Origin of the sequence: Rhodococcus sp. 11-3, assembly GCF_023704055.1 — a bacterium.
In the GTDB taxonomy this organism is placed as follows: Bacteria; Actinomycetota; Actinomycetes; order Mycobacteriales; family Mycobacteriaceae; genus Rhodococcus; species Rhodococcus aetherivorans.
This window is the reverse complement of sequence record NZ_CP080406.1, coordinates 3,740,510-3,756,351: the sequence shown is the minus strand read 5'-3', so window position 1 is coordinate 3,756,351 and position 15,842 is coordinate 3,740,510. Positions and strand designations below refer to the sequence as shown.

Sequence of the window (15,842 nt, the reverse complement as noted above, 5' to 3'; positions counted from 1 at the left end):
CCTTATTTGCTGAGAGAGGTAACAACTGTGGCAGTCGAGATGTTCTACGACGACGACGCCGATCTGTCGATCATCCAGGGCCGCAAGGTCGCGGTGATCGGCTACGGCAGCCAGGGACACGCGCACTCGCTGAGCCTGCGCGACTCCGGTGTCGAGGTGCGCATCGGTCTGAAGGAAGGCTCGAAGTCGCGGGCCAAGGCGGAGGAGGCGGGCCTGGCGGTCGGCACCCCGGCCGAGGTCTCCGAGTGGGCGGACGTCATCATGCTGCTGGCGCCCGACACCGCGCAGGCGTCGATCTTCAAGGAGGACATCGCGCCGAACCTGAAGGACGGCGACGCGCTGTTCTTCGGCCACGGCCTGAACATCCACTTCGGTCTCATCGAGGCGCCGGAGTTCGTCACCGTCGCGATGGTCGCCCCGAAGGGCCCCGGCCATCTCGTGCGCCGCCAGTTCGTCGACGGCAAGGGCGTCCCCGCGCTCATCGCCGTCCACCAGGATCCCAAGGGCGAGGGCCAGGCGCTGGCGCTGTCCTACGCCAAGGGCATCGGCGGCACCCGGGCCGGCGTCATCAAGACCACCTTCAAGGAAGAGACCGAGACCGACCTGTTCGGTGAGCAGGCCGTCCTCTGCGGTGGCACCGAGGAACTGGTCAAGACCGGTTTCGACGTGATGGTCGAGGCCGGCTACGCCCCGGAGATGGCGTACTTCGAGGTGCTGCACGAGCTCAAGCTCATCGTCGACCTCATGTACGAGGGCGGCATCGCCCGCATGAACTACTCGGTGTCCGACACCGCCGAGTTCGGTGGCTACCTCTCCGGGCCGCGCGTCATCGACGCCGGCACGAAGGAGCGCATGAAGGAGATCCTGAAGGACATCCAGGACGGCACCTTCGTCAAGCGTCTCGTCGCCAACGTCGAGGGCGGCAACAAGGAGCTCGAGTCGCTGCGCAAGAAGAACGCCGAGCACGGCATCGAGGTCGTCGGCAAGCAGCTGCGCGACCTGATGAGCTGGGTGGACCGCCCGATCACCGAGACCGCCTGATCGGATCCCGCCGCTTCGACGGCCCGGCACCGCTGTGGTGTCGGGCCGTCGGCGTTCCAGGGTGGATAATGCGCTGATGTCCTGGGGCCTGGGAAAGCTGCCGGGGGTCGTCACGGCCCGCACCTACCGCCGGGAGTGGCTGCGCCCCGACATCACCGCCGGCCTGGCACTCACCGCGCTGCTCATCCCCGCGGGCATGGGCTACGCGACGGCCGCCGGGTTGCCCGCCTACGCCGGCCTGTACGCCACGATCGTCCCGCTGCTGGTGTACGCGCTGGTGGGTCCGTCGAAAGTGCTTGTGCTCGGGCCTGATTCGTCCCTCGCCCCGCTCATCGCCGCGGCGGTGCTCCCGCTCGCCGCGACGGGCGACCCGCAGGAGGCGCTCGCGCTCGCGGGGGTTCTGGCCCTGCTCGTGGGCGTGATCCTCGTCGTCGCCGGCTTCCTGCGCCTCGGTTTCGTCACCGAACTGCTGTCCAAGCCCATCAGGCTCGGCTATCTCAACGGCATCGCGCTGGTCGTCGTGGTCGGTCAGCTCCCGAAACTGCTCGGCTTCTCGATCGACGAGCCGGGCCTGCTCCAGGACACCGCCGCGATCGTCCGGGCGGTGGCCGCCGGCGACGTCGACCTCGTCGCGGCGACCGTCGGTGTGGCGTCCCTGGCGGTCATCCTGGCGTTCCGCCTCCTGCGGGCGCGCATCCCGGGTGTCCTGGTCGCCGTGGTCGGGGCGTCCGTGGTGTCCGCGCTGCTCGGCCTCACCGACGAGATCGTCATGGTCGGGGCGCTGCCGTCGGGACTGCCGACGCCCGATGTGGCAGCGGTGAGCTGGGGCGACGTGCTCGCACTGCTCGGCCCGGCGGCCGGCGTCGCGCTCATCGCGTTCGCCGACACCGGCGTGCTCTCGCGCACGTTCGCCGCCCGCCGCGGCGACGACGTGGACGGCAGCACCGAGATGAAGGCCATCGGCGCCGCCAACGTCGCGACCGGGCTGTTCAGCGGTTTCCCCATCTCGGCGAGCTCGTCGCGCACGCCCGTCGCCGAGCAGAACGGTGCCCGCACCCAGCTCGTCGGGGTGGTCGGCGCCGCCGCCGTGCTGCTGTTCGTGCTGCTCGCGCCCGGCGCGACCGCCTATCTGCCCGAGGCGACCCTCGCCGCGGTCGTCCTCGTCGCCGCCTCGGCACTCATCGACGTGCGCGGCGTGATCCGCATGTGGCGGATGAGCCGGATCGAGGCCGGTCTCGCGGCGGCGGCCTTCCTCGGAGTGGCGCTCGTCGGGGTGCTCGAGGGGATTCTCGTCGCCATCGGGCTCTCCTTCGTCGCCGTCGTGGGACACGCATGGTCGCCGTACCGCACCGAACTCGTCGAGCTTACCCGCGTCGCGGGTTTCCACGACATCAACCGCCACCCCGAGGGGCATCGGATCCCGGGCCTGCTGCTCGTGCGGTTCGACGCCCCGCTGTTCTTCGCCAACGGCTCGATCTTCGACGACTACGTCCGCTCGCTGGTCGCGAAATCGCCCGAGCCGGTCGAGTGGGTCGTGATCGCCGCGGAACCGATCACCGGCCTCGACACCACCGCCGTCGACGAACTCGTCGACCTGGACCGGTACCTGGCGGGCAAGGGCATCCACCTGGCCTTCGCCGCGATGAAGGGTCCGATCAAGGACCGGCTGGTGCGGTTCGGGCTGGGAGATCGGTTCACCCGGGACCGCTTCTATCCGACGGTCCGCACCGCCGTCGTCGCGTTCCGGCACCGGCGATCCACCGCGGGTCCCGGCCCCGCATAACCGGGGCACGGCGTTCCGCCCTCGCGGTCCACTCGCGCCGGGCCGCGGCCTGGTGCAGGGTCCCGGCGAAACGGTGCCCGTGCGAACGGAACTCGTCGGTGGTCTGCGAGCGACGTTCCCCCGGGCGCAGGTTCGCCGGACCACAGGTGCCACCCGGACGGTCCCGCTCCGGACCCGGAATGCGGCTCGCGCCGGGACGGCGGCACCAGGTACCGGATCGGCCGGAGGGCCTTCCCGGCTCGGATTCGCCGGCGTTCGGGTCCGAACGGACCGCGGCCGTGGCGCCGCGGGCGTGGGTCGTTTCGTACCAGTAGGCAACCCATTCCGGGGCCGTGGCCCCGGGGCCACGGCCCGGGCACTAAACTGAGCCCGGTCACGGCTGCATTCGCGCACCTCGGGGTGCGGCGCCGTCGACGACCCGTCAGACAAACCAACCACAGGGGAGTTCGCACGTGAGCCAGAATGGCCGTCCCGTTGTCCTGATCGCCGACAAGCTGGCGCAGTCGACCGTCGATGCGCTCGGTGACGGTGTCGAGGTGCGCTGGGTCGACGGTCCGGACCGTCCCGCGCTGCTCGCGGCGGTGCCCGAGGCGGACGCCCTGCTGGTCCGTTCGGCGACCACGGTCGACGCCGAGGTCCTCGCCGCCGCCACGAGGCTGAAGATCGTCGGTCGCGCCGGCGTCGGCCTCGACAACGTCGACATCCCGGCCGCCACCGAGCGCGGTGTGATGGTCGTCAACGCTCCGACGTCCAACATCCATTCGGCCGCCGAGCACGCCGTGGCGCTGCTGATGGCCACGGCCCGGCAGATCCCCGCCGCCGATCGCACCCTGCGTGAGCGCACCTGGAAGCGTTCGAGCTTCAACGGCACCGAGATCCTGGGCAAGACCGTCGGCGTCGTCGGTCTGGGCCGGATCGGGCAGCTGTTCGCGCAGCGCCTCGCCGCCTTCGAGACCCACGTCATCGCCTACGACCCCTACCTGCCGCCGGCCCGTGCCGCCCAGCTCGGGATCGAACTGGTCGACATCGACGAGCTGATCGAGCGTGCCGACTTCATCTCCGTGCACCTGCCCAAGACCAAGGAGACGGCCGGCCTGATCAACGCCGAGCGGCTCGCGCGGGCCAAGGACGGCGTCATCATCGTCAACGCCGCCCGCGGTGGTCTCATCGACGAGGACGCCCTCCACGACGCCCTCGTCTCCGGCAAGGTTCGCGCCGCCGGCCTCGACGTCTTCCACTCCGAACCCTGCACGGACTCGAAGCTGTTCGACCTCGACAACACCGTCGTCACCCCGCACCTCGGCGCCTCCACGACCGAGGCCCAGGACCGCGCCGGAACCGACGTCGCCAAGAGCGTGCTGCTGGCCCTGGCCGGTGAGTTCGTCCCGGACGCCGTGAACGTCTCCGGCGGCCCGGTCGGCGAGGAGGTCGCACCGTGGCTCGAGCTCGTGCGCAAGCTCGGCCTGATCGCCGGCACCCTCTCGCCGGAGGCGGTGCAGAACGTGCAGGTCGTCGCCAGCGGCGAACTCTCCGCGGAGAACGTCGAGATCCTCGGCCTCGCCGCGCTGCGCGGCCTGTTCTCCGCCAGCAGCGACGAGCCGGTCACCTTCGTCAACGCCCCGGCCCTCGCCGAGCAGCGCGGCGTGAGTGTCGAGGTCGACAAGCACAGCGAGGCCTCCACCCACCGCAGCGCGGTGGAGGTCCGCGCCGTGGCCGCCGACGGTCTCGTCACCACCGTCACCGGTGCGCTGACCGGCCTGCAGCAGATCGAGAAGATCGTCAACATCAACGGCCGCAGCTTCGACCTGCGCGCCGAGGGCCACAACCTCGTCGTCCACTACGAGGATCGCCCGGGCGTGCTCGGTGTCCTCGGCACGGTCCTCGGCAACGCCGGGATCGACATCCAGGCGGCGGCACTGAGCCAGGACGTCGAGGGCCCCGGCGCCACGGTGATCCTGCGGGTCGACCGGGTCGTCGGCGACACCGAGGTCGCGCAGATCGTGGAGCGGCTCGACGCCCGCGTCGCGCAGGTCGACCTGTCCTGAACCACCCCCCGCTGTATCCGATGGCCGCGATCGTCGAGCACGGTCGCGGCCGTCGTCGCGAAGAGGAAGAGAGTGTGCCCATGAAGCTTGCGGTCATCCCCGGTGACGGCATCGGTGTCGAGGTCACGGCCGAGGCCCTCAAGGTGCTCAGGACGCTGGTCCCCGATCTCGAGACCACCGAGTACGACCTCGGTGCCCGGCGGTACAACGCCACCGGGGAACTGCTCCCGGACGCCGACCTGGCGGCGATCCGCGCGCACGACGCGATCCTGCTCGGCGCCATCGGCGACCCGTCCGTCACCCCGGGCGTGCTCGAGCGGGGCCTGCTGCTGAACATGCGGTTCGCGCTCGATCACCACGTCAACCTGCGGCCGTCGCGGCTGTACCCGGGGGCGAAGTCCCCGCTCGCGGCGCAGCCGGAGATCGACTTCGTCGTGGTGCGGGAGGGCACCGAGGGCCCCTACACCGGCAACGGCGGCGCCATCCGCGTCGGCACCCCCCACGAGATCGCCACCGAGGTCTCGGTCAACACCTGGTTCGGTGCCGAGCGCGTCGTGCGTTACGCCTTCGAGCTCGCGCAGAGCCGGCGCAAGCACCTCACCCTGATCCACAAGACCAACGTGCTCTCCAACGCCGGTGCCATCTGGACGCGTGCGGTCGAGACGGTGGGCGCGGAGTACCCGGAGGTCGAGACGGCCTACTGCCACATCGACGCCGCCACCATCTACATGGTCGACGACCCGGGCCGGTTCGACGTGATCGTGACCGACAACCTGTTCGGCGACATCATCACCGATCTCGCCGGTGCGGTCACCGGGGGCATCGGCCTGGCGGCCAGCGGCAACATCGATGCCTCCGGCACCAACCCGTCGATGTTCGAGCCGGTCCACGGCAGCGCCCCGGACATCGCGGGCAAGGGCATCGCCGACCCGACCGCGGCGATCCTGTCGGTCGCCCTGCTGCTGCGCCACCTCGGCCGGGCGGACGAGGCGGCCCGGGTCGAGTGTGCGGTCGAGGCGGACCTCGCCGCCCGCGGCACGGGCCCGATCGTGACCACGGAGGTCGGCGACCGCATCGCGGCCGCCCTCTGATCCGGTCTCGGTGCGGCCTCCCGGTGTCCGGGAGGCCGCACCGGCTCATTTGCGGGGGACCAGGGGCACCGCGGCGGCCGGGATCAGCGCGGCGAGCGCGAACGCCGCGGGAAAGCCGGTCAGTGCGATGAGCCCGCCGAACGCGGGACCCACGCACGCCGCCGCGACGAACTGGCCGGTGTTCTGGATGCCGAGCGCGCGGCCACCCCAGAACGGTCCCGCGATCTCGGCGACGGCGGTGAAGGCCAGCCCGTTCGGGGCCACCGTCGTCACCGATGCCACGATCAGCAGCGCGACGGCGACGGCCGAGTCGGTGAGCGCGGCGGCCGCGAGCGCTGCCATGGACAGCACGACGGAGAGCGCAACGAGCCGCAGCGGCCGCAGGCGGCTGCCGACCCGGTCGGACCACCCGCCGGCGGCGACGCGACCGAGCGCACCGAGGAACTGCGCGGCGGTGATGACCAGGCCCGCGGCGGACTCGGTCCAGCCGCGCTCGGAGATCAGCCACACCAGCGCGTAGGTCCACACCACGTACTGGGGCACCACCAGCAGCACCGACGCGGCGTGGATCCGTTGCAGCGACCGCCCGGCACGGTAGGGGTTGTCGAGCAGGCCGAGCTCTGCGGCCCGGCCGCGTTCCGGCCGCGGTGGGTCGACGATGCCGACCGCGCACGCCACCGCGGCGACGGCACACACCGAGGCGGAGAAGGCCAGGGCCGAGCCGATTCCGTGGTCGCGCGCGAGCGGCGGAATGGTCAACGCGGCGACGGCGACGCCGAGCGGCAGCGACATCTGCCGGATCCCCATGGCGAGACCACGCTGGTGCGGCGGGAACCAGCCGACGACGACGCGACCGCTCGCGGCGTTGGCGCTCGCCGCGGCGGCACCACCGAGAGCGAGCATGAGCGCGAGCATCGGCAGGGTCCCGCTGGCGGCGGCTGCGGCCGTGGCCGCCGCAGCCAGTGCGAGCCCTGCGGCCAGGACCCGCCGCTCGCCGTACCGGTCGGCCAGGGCACCCCACGCGACGAGGCTGAACACGACCCCGAATATCGGCGCGGCCGAAAGTGTTCCGGCCTGGGCGAGCGTGAGCCCGCGATCCGCGTGGAGCGCGGGGATGAGGAAGGCGGCGCCGTTGACGAGGACCGCCTGGGCCGCCTGCGCGAACACGCCGAGCGCCAGGATGACCCAGCGCCGCGCGCCGATGTCCCGAACCGTCATGTCATCTCACTATCTGAAACAAAATTCCCGTATTGTGAACTTCCCGGTGGCAGCCTATACCTGCGTCCCGTGGTCCGCAGGGCCGCCAGCGGCGACACGGATAGACTCCCCGGCATGCGCCTTGGTCGAATTGCCAGCCCGGACGGTGTCGCCTTCGTCAGCATCGAGGGAGAGGGGGACGCCGCGACGGCGAAGGAGATCGCCGAACACCCCTTCGGCACCCCGACCTTCACCGGCCGCAGCTGGCCGCTCGCCGACGTCCGGCTGCTCGCGCCGATCCTGGCGAGCAAGGTGGTCTGCGTCGGCCGCAACTACGCCGCCCATGCGGCCGAATCCGGGAACGAGGTTCCCGACGAGCCGGTGATCTTCCTCAAGCCGAACACCTCCATCGTCGGCCCGGGGGCGCCGATCGTGCTCCCGCCGAGCAGCGGCCTCGTCCACCACGAGGCGGAGCTCGCCGTCGTCATCGGCCGTCCCTGCAAGGACGTTCCGGCCGCGAAGGCCCTCGACGTCGTCCTCGGCTACACCGTCGCCAACGACGTCTCCGCGCGCGACCATCAGCAGCAGGACGGGCAGTGGACGCGGGCCAAGGGGCACGACACGTTCTGTCCCCTCGGCCCGTGGATCGAGACGAACATCGATCCCTCGGATCTCGAGATCACCGCGGAGGTCGACGGGCAGACGCGCCAGCGCAGCCGAACGTCGTTGATGGTGCACGACATTCCGAAGCTGATCGAGTGGATCTCGGCGGTGATGACGCTGCTGCCGGGCGACGTGATCCTCACCGGGACCCCGGAGGGGGTCGGGCCGATCGTCGACGGCAACACCGTCTCGATCACCGTCGAGGGCATCGGCACGCTGACGAATCCGGTGACCGCCAAGCGCAGGTAGCAGGCGGACCGCGGCTTCGCGGCCGGCACGCCCGGGACTAGCCTGGAGGGGACTTTTCGATCCCTCGACCCGAGTGAGCCATGACCAACAGCGAAGTACGCGTTCGTTTCTGTCCGTCCCCGACCGGAACCCCGCACGTGGGCCTCGTGCGCACCGCCCTGTTCAACTGGGCTTTCGCCCGTCACCACGGCGGCACCTTCGTGTTCCGCATCGAGGACACCGACGCCGCCCGCGACACCGAGGAGTCGTACCAGGCGATCCTCGACGCGCTCCGGTGGCTCGGCCTCGACTGGGACGAGGGTCCCGAGGTGGGCGGCCCGTACGAGCCGTACCGGCAGTCGCAGCGCCGCGACCTGCATCTCGACGTCGTCGCCAGGCTGCTCGAGGCGGGCGAGGCGTACGAGTCGTTCTCCACGCCCGAGGAGGTCGAGGCGCGCCACCGCGCGGCCGGCCGCGACCCGAAGCTCGGCTACGACAACCACGACCGCGATCTGACCGCGGAGCAGCGGCAGGCGTACCGCGACGAGGGGCGCAAGCCCGTGGTGCGGCTGCGCATGCCCGATCACGACCTGACGTGGAACGACCTGGTGCGCGGCGAGACCACGTTCAAGGCCGGCACCGTGCCCGACTTCGCCCTCACCCGCGGCAACGGCATCCCGCTGTACACGCTCGTCAATCCCGTCGACGATGCCCTGATGCGGATCACCCACGTGCTGCGCGGCGAGGATCTGCTCTCGTCGACCCCGCGCCAGCTCGCGCTCTACGAGGCGCTGCAGCGCATCGGCGTGACCGATTTCACGCCCGAGTTCGGCCACCTGCCGTTCGTGATGGGGCAGGGCAACAAGAAGCTCTCCAAGCGCGACCCCGAGTCCAACCTGTTCATCCACCGCGACCGTGGCTTCATCGCCGAGGGACTGCTCAACTACCTCGCGCTCCTCGGCTGGGGCCTGGCCGACGACCGTGACGTCTTCTCGCTCGACGAGATGGTCGCCGCCTTCGACATCGCCAAGGTCAACTCGAATCCGGCCCGGTTCGACCAGAAGAAGGCCGACGCCATCAACGCCGAGCACATCCGCATGCTCGAACCGGCCGACTTCGCGGCCCGGCTGAGGGCGTTCCTCGTGGAGCACGGGCACATCACCGGTGACGTCGACGACGCCCGGTTCGCGGTGGCGGCCGAGCTGGTCCAGACCCGCATCGTGGTGCTCTCGGACGCGTGGGACCTGCTGAAGTTCCTCTACGTGGCCGAGGCCGACTTCACGCTCGACGAGGCGGCCGCGGCCAAGAACCTCGGCCCCGACGCCGCGCCCGTGCTGGACGCGACGATCGCCGCGGCCGACGGTGTGGCCGAGTGGAGCGCGGCGGCCCTCGAAGAGGCCCTCAAGGCCGCGCTGATCGACGAGCTCGGCCTCAAGCCCCGCAAGGCCTTCGCGCCGGTGCGCGTGGCGCTCACGGGCTCGCACATCAGCCCGCCCCTGTACGAGTCGATGGAACTGCTCGGCCGGGACGTCTCGCTCACGCGCCTGCGTGCCGCCCGGGCCCGCATCGCCTGAGCGGTGCCGGGCCGGCCGCGGCGCCCCCGCGGTCGGCCCGGCGTCGCGCAGGTTGTGGATTTACCCGCTCTGACCTGGCGATTTGTTATTGGGGGCACCCATGGTGCTAACCTTCTTCTCGGTTCGGAACGGAGGCCGCAGCGCCGCGAGGCAGGTCTTCGGAACAAGCCATTGGGGTATGGTGTAATTGGCAACACAGCTGATTCTGGTTCAGCCATTCTAGGTTCGAGTCCTGGTACCCCAGCGTCTGCCCGGTGATTTTGTCACCGAGCCTCGGCCGGTTAAGCTGGCTGAGCTTCCCGCCGCAGGGTGGGAGGAGCAACAGAGAAGAAAGTTCCTGGCCCCGTCGTCTAGCGGCCTAGGACGCCGCCCTCTCAAGGCGGTAGCGCGGGTTCAAATCCCGTCGGGGCTACCACGGACGGCCCTTCGATCGCGAGTTCGAAGGGCGTTCTTCTCTGAGCAGTGAAAGTTCCTGGCCCCGTCGTCTAGCGGCCTAGGACGCCGCCCTCTCAAGGCGGTAGCGCGGGTTCAAATCCCGTCGGGGCTACCACGCGAAGGTCCCTCCGATCCACGGATCGGAGGGACCTTCGCTGTTTGTGCTCGTCATCCGCTCTTGCGCCGGAAATTGCGGCGGTGGTCGGCGCTGCCGTGCGGCGCCTGCGCCTTGGCCCTCCCGTCGAGATGGTCCGAGCCGCGACGGGCGTGCTGATTCTTGCGCTCGAGGGCTGCGCGGAACTGCTCCGCGATCCGGTCCCCGCTCGGGTCGTTCATCGCTGTCTCCCTTCCCTCACCCGGAGCTCGGTCCGGGACATCCCGGAATCTAACTCGGCAACCCGGCGTCTGTCGCCCGGTTTTCCAGGGCCTCGAACAGGTACGGTGCCGTGCTGCCGCCGATCGGCATCGCCGGCATCCCGAGCTTGCGGTGGTCCCAGGACCGGGTCCGGTCCGCGACGACCCGCACCGCGACGCGCTTGTGCATCATCTGCTCGACCGCGGGCCGCAACTCCGCGGTGTAGGGGCCGGTGTAGCGTTCCCACACGCTGCGGCACACCTCGAACAGCACCTCTCGATCCTCGACCACCTCGGCATGCCCCTCGAGCGAGACGCCGCGCAGGGTGTCGTAGGTGTGGCCGTCCTCGACCAAGGCGCTGATCCGGTTGTCGCGCCGCAGATTGACCGCCTTCTGCGATTTCAGCTTCGTCTCGAACCAGATCTCGCCGTCCAGCACCGCGTACCACATCGCGACGAGGTGCGGGAGGCCGCCGGGGCCGATCGTCGCCATCGTCGCGACGCGGCTGCGTTCGAGAAAGTCGCCGATCTCGGCGTCGGTCATCGTGATCTGTGTGCGCTGGTTGGTTCCCATCCGTGCACTGTCGCACAGGAGCCGGCGGGTGGACGGGCTACTGCAGTCGCTTCTGCAGCGCGTCGGCGGCCGCCAGCAGGTCCGCGGCCCAGCGCGCCCCGGGCCGGCGGCCCATGCGGTCGACGGGTCCCGAGACGGAGATCGCGGCCACGACGGCCCCGGATGCATCGCGCACGGGGGCGGCCACCGAGGCGACCCCGGGTTCGCGTTCGGCGACGCTCTGCGCCCAGCCCCGGCGCCGGACTTCGGCGAGGACCCGCTCGCCGAATGCGGCCTCCGGCAGGATCGCCCGCTGCGTCGCGGCGTCGGCCCAGGCGAGCAGGACCCTGGCTCCGGACCCGGCGGTCATCGGCAGCCGGGCCCCCACGAGGACGGTGTCGCGCAGGCCCGTCGGGGGTTCGAGGGCCGCGACGCACACCCGGTGGGTGCCCTCCCGTCGATACAACTGCACGCTCTCGCCGGTGATCTCGCGCAGGCGCGGCAGCACGAGCGAGGCGGCGTCGACGAGTGCGTCGCCCGCGCCTGCCGACAGTTCGGCCAGACCGGGACCCGGCCGCCACTGGCCGTCACCGTCGCGGGCGAGCAGCCGGTGCACCTCGAGCCCGACCGCGAGCCGGTGGGCGGTGGCGCGGGGAAGTCCGGTGCGGGCGCACAGTTCGGTGAGAGTGCAGGGCTGCTCCGCCACTGCATGGAGGACGGCCATCGCTTTGTCCAGCACTCCGATCCCGCTATGCTGTCTCATAGGTCGATACCTCCGTCTCGCATAATGGGAAGCATAACCCACGCGGAACCGGGCGGGGACGACAGCATTCGCGGCCCGGGACAGCCCCGAGAACGGGATCCGCGTTCGTCACGTACGACAGGTGGAGAAGATGGCTGGAAAGACTCTGGCGGAGAAGGTGTGGGACCAGCACGTGGTCGTGCGCGGTACGGGAGAGGGCGCGGCGCGACAGCCGGACCTGATCTACATCGATCTGCATCTCGTGCACGAGGTCACGAGCCCGCAGGCGTTCGACGGTCTGCGGTTGGCGGATCGGCCCGTGCGGCGGCCGGACCTCACCATCGCGACCGAGGACCACAACGTGCCCACGGTCGACATCGACAAGCCCATCGCCGACCCCGTCTCGCGCACCCAGGTCGAGACGCTGCGCCGCAACTGCGAGGAGTTCGGCATCCGGCTGCATCCGATGGGTGACGTCGAACAGGGCATCGTCCACGTCGTCGGACCGCAGCTCGGCCTGACGCAGCCGGGCATGACGGTGGTGTGCGGCGACAGCCACACCTCCACCCACGGCGCCTTCGGTGCCCTGGCGATGGGCATCGGCACGAGCGAGGTCGAGCACGTGCTGGCAACCCAGACACTGTCGCTGCGCCCGTTCAAGACCATGGCGATCACCGTCGCCGGCGCACTGCCGCCCGGCGTCACGAGCAAGGATCTGATCCTCGCCGTCATCGCCCGGATCGGCACCGGCGGCGGCCAGGGCTACGTGCTCGAGTACCGCGGCGAGGCGATCCGGAAGCTGTCGATGGAAGCACGGATGACCATCTGCAACATGTCCATCGAGGCGGGCGCCCGGGCCGGGATGATCGCGCCCGACGAGATCACCTACGAGTTCCTGAAGGGCCGCCCGCACGCCCCCCAGGGCGCGGACTGGGACGCCGCGGTGGCCGCGTGGGAGCAGTTGAAGACCGACGAGGACGCGGTTTTCGACGCCGAGGTCCACATCGACGGCTCGTCCCTGACGCCCTTCGTCACGTGGGGCACCAACCCCGGCCAGGGCGCGCCCCTCGGCGCGTCGGTGCCCGACCCGGAGGCGATGGCGGACGAGGGTGAGCGCCTCGCGGCCGAGAAGGCGCTGCGGTACATGGGACTCGAGCCCGGAACCCCGCTGCGTGAGGTGCCGGTCGACACCGTCTTCGTCGGCTCGTGCACCAACGGCCGGATCGAGGATCTGCGCGCCGTTGCGGAAGTTCTCCAGGGCCGCAAGGTCGCCGACGGCGTTCGTATGCTCGTCGTACCCGGATCGATGCGCGTTCGTGCCCAAGCCGAAGCCGAAGGTCTCGGTGAGGTCTTCACGGCCGCGGGCGCGGAATGGCGCCAGGCCGGCTGCTCGATGTGCCTGGGCATGAATCCGGATCAGCTGGCGCCGGGCGAGCGCTGTGCATCGACCTCGAACCGGAACTTCGAAGGCCGCCAGGGCAAGGGCGGGCGCACCCACCTCGTCTCGCCTGAGGTCGCCGCGGCGACCGCGGTGCGCGGCACTCTCTCCGCTCCGGCGGATCTGGACTAGGTCACGGAACCGAAGGAGAATTTCGATGGAAGCCTTCACCACTCACAAGGGCATCGGCGTTCCGCTGCGCCGGTCGAACGTCGACACTGACCAGATCATCCCCGCGGTGTATCTGAAGCGGGTCACTCGAAGCGGATTCGAGGACGGGCTGTTTGCCGCCTGGCGCACGGATCCGGCCTTCGTACTGAACACTCCGCCGTTCGACCGGGGCAGTGTCCTCGTGGCCGGGCCGGATTTCGGCACCGGGTCCTCCCGCGAGCACGCCGTGTGGGCGCTGTCCGATTACGGCTTCCGCGTCGTGATCTCGTCCCGCTTCGCCGACATCTTCCGGGGCAACTCCGGAAAGGCCGGACTGCTGGCCGCTCAGGTCGAGCAGCCGGACGTCGAATTGCTCTGGAAACTCATCGAACAACAGCCGGGACTGGAGCTGGAGGTCGACCTCGAGCATCGCACCGTGACCGCCGGAACCACCGTGGTGCCGTTCAGCATTGACGACTACACCCGGTGGCGTCTGCTGGAGGGTCTCGACGACATCGGGCTCACGTTACGGCAGGTAGAGGCGATTTCCGAGTTCGAAAACGCAAGGCCGTCTTGGAAACCGCGGACCCTCCCGGCGCCCTGATCCGGCCCCGAATCGGGCCTGGGCGGGCCGGATCCGACGACACGTTCGGATCCGGCCCGCCTGTAATTTGCATGAGAATTGGCGTGGCACATAGACTCTTGCCCGTTTGCGGGTCTACCGTGGACTCGAGTCGGTCTGACGGTGGACCGTTATGTGCGGAGGAATGCAATGAACAAGGCAGAGCTGATCGATGTTCTGACCGAAAAACTCGGTTCGGACAGGCGCACTGCAACGGCGGCCGTGGAGCACATGGTCGACGCGATCGTGCGCGCAGTGCACTCGGGTAAGAGCGTCACGATCACCGGCTTCGGCGTCTTCGAGCAGCGCCGCCGCGCGGCGCGGGTCGCGCGCAACCCGCGCACGGGTGAGACCGTGAAGGTCAAGCCGACGTCGGTGCCGGCGTTCCGCCCCGGCGCGCAGTTCAAGGCGGTCATCGCCGGCAGCCAGAAGCTCCCCGCGACCGGTCCGGCCGTCAAGCGGGGCGCGGCTGCCGCGGCGAAGAAGACCGCGGCCGCGAAGAAGACCGCGGCCAAGAAGACCGCGGCGGCGAAGAAGACTGCCGCCAAGGCAGCTCCGGCGAAGAAGGCGACCACGGCGGCCAAGGCTCCGGCCAAGACCACCGCGGCGAAGAAGACCACGGCGGCCAAGGCTCCGGCCAAGACCACCGCGGCCAAGAAGACCACGGCGGCGAAGAAGACCACGGCGGCCAAGGCTCCGGCCAAGACCACCGCGGCCAAGAAGACCACCGCGGCGAAGAAGACCACCGCGGCCAAGGCTCCGGCCAAGACCACCGCGGCCAAGAAGACCACCGCGGCGAAGAAGACCACCGCGGCCAAGGCTCCGGCCAAGAAGACCACCGCGGCCAAGAAGGCGCCGGCCCGGAAGGCTGCAGCCAAGAAGTAGGGCTGCTGGGAGTAGGGCTGCCGAGAACTAGGGCTGCCAACCGGATACCGTCCGTTCGGCGGCCATCGGGGGGAACCTCGATGGCCGCCGAAGCGCGTTCAGGCGGGCCCGGCGGGCAGCGGGCTGTCGATGTGGTCCACCGCGACGAGCCGGTCGCCGGCGAGCGACAGCACCCACGTGCTGCCCTTGCGGTTACGCGTGTTCGGCGCGGTGATCCCGTCGTGCTCGGCCCACCATTGCACAAGGTCCGGGATCACCTTGCCCTGGCTGCAGATCACCGGCACCCCGCCGCGCTGGGCGAGGTCGAGCACCCGCTTGCGCCCGAGTTGCGGGTCGGCGCTGTACTCCTCCTCCGTGAGGGAGGGTTCGACGGCAACGTCGATCCCGAGCCGGTCCGCGAGCGGTTGCACCGTCTGCACGCAGCGTGCCCGGTCCGCGGCGACCACGCTGTCGGCGCCGAACGCGAGCAGTTGCGGAACGAGGGCCTGGGCCTGGGCACGGCCCGCCGCGTCGAGCGGCCGGTCCCGATCGTCGCCCCGGTGATTCCTGCGGCTGCCGGCCTTGGCATGCCGCACGATCAGCACCGTCGCCGTGTCCGGCGGCAGGGCCTGGAAGCGGCGCAGCACCGTGTGGTCCATCGGGTACGACAGGGCCGCGAAGGCGTCGTCGGGTGCGAGCCAGCGCAGCTCGTCGACCTCGTCGTTGGGGGTGAACTCCCCGCTGCGCTTCTCGGCGGCCCAGTAGTCCACCCGCTTGAGCTTGCGGTGACCCGGCACCGGGTAGGTGACCTTGCCGAGATACCGGCCGAGACGCGCCGAAATCCCGGTCTCCTCCTCGATCTCGCGCAGGGCGGCGACGATCGGGGTCTCGCCGGGATCGAGCTTGCCCTTGGGGAAGGACCAGTCGTCGTAACGCGGCCGGTGCACGACCGCCACATCGAAACGGTTCCGGTCGGTCGGATTCCGTCGCCAGAGGACAGCCCCGGCGGCGAAGATGTTGGCTCGCATTGCGTTGTCGGAAACGGGGGACACCGACATCCTT

The 15,842-nt window shown here is 70.3% G+C and carries 14 protein-coding genes and 3 tRNA genes; 12 read left to right on the top strand and 5 right to left on the bottom strand.

The window, feature by feature from the left end; genetic code table 11:
- Window positions 1–39 precede the first annotated feature (39 nt).
- From ilvC to KZJ41_RS17530, 4 genes are all read left to right on the top strand, one after another.
- Window positions 40–1,041, top strand: coding sequence for a ketol-acid reductoisomerase (gene ilvC / locus KZJ41_RS17545; RefSeq protein ID WP_029544417.1), 1,002 nt, complete (start codon window positions 40–42; stop codon window positions 1,039–1,041).
- A 76-nt stretch (window positions 1,042–1,117) separates the two neighbouring features.
- The gene (locus KZJ41_RS17540) at window positions 1,118–2,824 is read left to right on the top strand and encodes a SulP family inorganic anion transporter (protein WP_029544415.1); all 1,707 of its coding nucleotides are present in this window, start codon (window positions 1,118–1,120) and stop codon (window positions 2,822–2,824) included.
- A gap of 452 nt (window positions 2,825–3,276) precedes the next feature.
- Window positions 3,277–4,869 carry a phosphoglycerate dehydrogenase gene (gene serA, locus KZJ41_RS17535; RefSeq protein ID WP_006934257.1) on the top strand — a complete coding sequence of 531 codons (1,593 nt, stop codon included), beginning with the start codon at window positions 3,277–3,279 and terminating at the stop codon, window positions 4,867–4,869.
- A gap of 80 nt (window positions 4,870–4,949) precedes the next feature.
- Window positions 4,950–5,960: a 3-isopropylmalate dehydrogenase gene (locus KZJ41_RS17530; RefSeq protein ID WP_231772711.1), complete on the top strand. Its 1,011-nt coding sequence runs from the start codon at window positions 4,950–4,952 to the stop codon at window positions 5,958–5,960.
- 45 nt (window positions 5,961–6,005) lie between these two features.
- Here the strand turns inward: KZJ41_RS17530 and KZJ41_RS17525 are convergent, their stop codons facing one another.
- Window positions 6,006–7,178, bottom strand: a complete 1,173-nt coding sequence (locus tag KZJ41_RS17525; RefSeq protein WP_231772712.1) for an MFS transporter — start codon at window positions 7,176–7,178, stop codon at window positions 6,006–6,008.
- A 114-nt stretch (window positions 7,179–7,292) separates the two neighbouring features.
- Here KZJ41_RS17525 and KZJ41_RS17520 point away from each other — a divergent pair, with 114 nt between their 5' ends.
- The 5 genes from KZJ41_RS17520 to KZJ41_RS17500 all read left to right on the top strand — a co-directional run bounded on the left by KZJ41_RS17520 (window position 7,293) and on the right by KZJ41_RS17500 (window position 10,172).
- The gene (locus tag KZJ41_RS17520; RefSeq protein ID WP_251549360.1) at window positions 7,293–8,069 is read left to right on the top strand and encodes a fumarylacetoacetate hydrolase family protein; all 777 of its coding nucleotides are present in this window, start codon (window positions 7,293–7,295) and stop codon (window positions 8,067–8,069) included.
- Between the two features lie 80 nt (window positions 8,070–8,149).
- Window positions 8,150–9,622 carry a glutamate--tRNA ligase gene (gene gltX, locus KZJ41_RS17515; RefSeq protein ID WP_251549358.1) on the top strand — a complete coding sequence of 491 codons (1,473 nt, stop codon included), beginning with the start codon at window positions 8,150–8,152 and terminating at the stop codon, window positions 9,620–9,622.
- A gap of 172 nt (window positions 9,623–9,794) precedes the next feature.
- Window positions 9,795–9,866, top strand: a tRNA-Gln gene (locus tag KZJ41_RS17510).
- Window positions 9,867–9,961: 95 nt separating this feature from the next.
- Window positions 9,962–10,037, top strand: a tRNA-Glu gene (locus KZJ41_RS17505).
- 59 nt (window positions 10,038–10,096) lie between these two features.
- A tRNA-Glu gene (locus KZJ41_RS17500) sits at window positions 10,097–10,172 on the top strand.
- Between the two features lie 53 nt (window positions 10,173–10,225).
- Here KZJ41_RS17500 and KZJ41_RS17495 read toward each other — a convergent pair.
- Genes KZJ41_RS17495 through KZJ41_RS17485 form a run of 3 tightly spaced genes read right to left on the bottom strand, consistent with a single transcriptional unit; the run spans window position 10,226 to window position 11,727 of the window.
- Complete coding sequence (locus KZJ41_RS17495; RefSeq protein ID WP_006934262.1) at window positions 10,226–10,393, bottom strand: DUF5302 domain-containing protein; 168 nt, start codon at window positions 10,391–10,393, stop codon at window positions 10,226–10,228.
- A 49-nt stretch (window positions 10,394–10,442) separates the two neighbouring features.
- The gene (locus KZJ41_RS17490; RefSeq protein ID WP_006934263.1) at window positions 10,443–10,985 is read right to left on the bottom strand and encodes a pyridoxamine 5'-phosphate oxidase family protein; all 543 of its coding nucleotides are present in this window, start codon (window positions 10,983–10,985) and stop codon (window positions 10,443–10,445) included.
- A 37-nt stretch (window positions 10,986–11,022) separates the two neighbouring features.
- Window positions 11,023–11,727, bottom strand: a complete 705-nt coding sequence (locus tag KZJ41_RS17485) for an IclR family transcriptional regulator (protein ID WP_029544405.1) — start codon at window positions 11,725–11,727, stop codon at window positions 11,023–11,025.
- 130 nt (window positions 11,728–11,857) lie between these two features.
- Between KZJ41_RS17485 and leuC the strand changes: the two genes are divergently transcribed.
- The 3 genes from leuC (at window position 11,858) to KZJ41_RS17470 (ending at window position 14,801) form a co-directional block, all read left to right on the top strand.
- A complete protein-coding gene (leuC, locus tag KZJ41_RS17480) occupies window positions 11,858–13,276 on the top strand; it encodes a 3-isopropylmalate dehydratase large subunit (RefSeq protein WP_251549356.1) in 1,419 nt (472 codons plus the stop codon).
- Between the two features lie 25 nt (window positions 13,277–13,301).
- Window positions 13,302–13,898, top strand: coding sequence for a 3-isopropylmalate dehydratase small subunit (leuD, locus tag KZJ41_RS17475; RefSeq protein WP_006934268.1), 597 nt, complete (start codon window positions 13,302–13,304; stop codon window positions 13,896–13,898).
- A 168-nt stretch (window positions 13,899–14,066) separates the two neighbouring features.
- Window positions 14,067–14,801, top strand: coding sequence for an HU family DNA-binding protein (locus tag KZJ41_RS17470; RefSeq protein WP_043796505.1), 735 nt, complete (start codon window positions 14,067–14,069; stop codon window positions 14,799–14,801).
- Between the two features lie 98 nt (window positions 14,802–14,899).
- On the opposite strand, the gene KZJ41_RS17465 is transcribed toward KZJ41_RS17470, so the two are convergent.
- Window positions 14,900–15,838, bottom strand: coding sequence for an NUDIX hydrolase (locus KZJ41_RS17465; RefSeq protein WP_065922444.1), 939 nt, complete (start codon window positions 15,836–15,838; stop codon window positions 14,900–14,902).
- Window positions 15,839–15,842 lie beyond the last annotated feature (4 nt).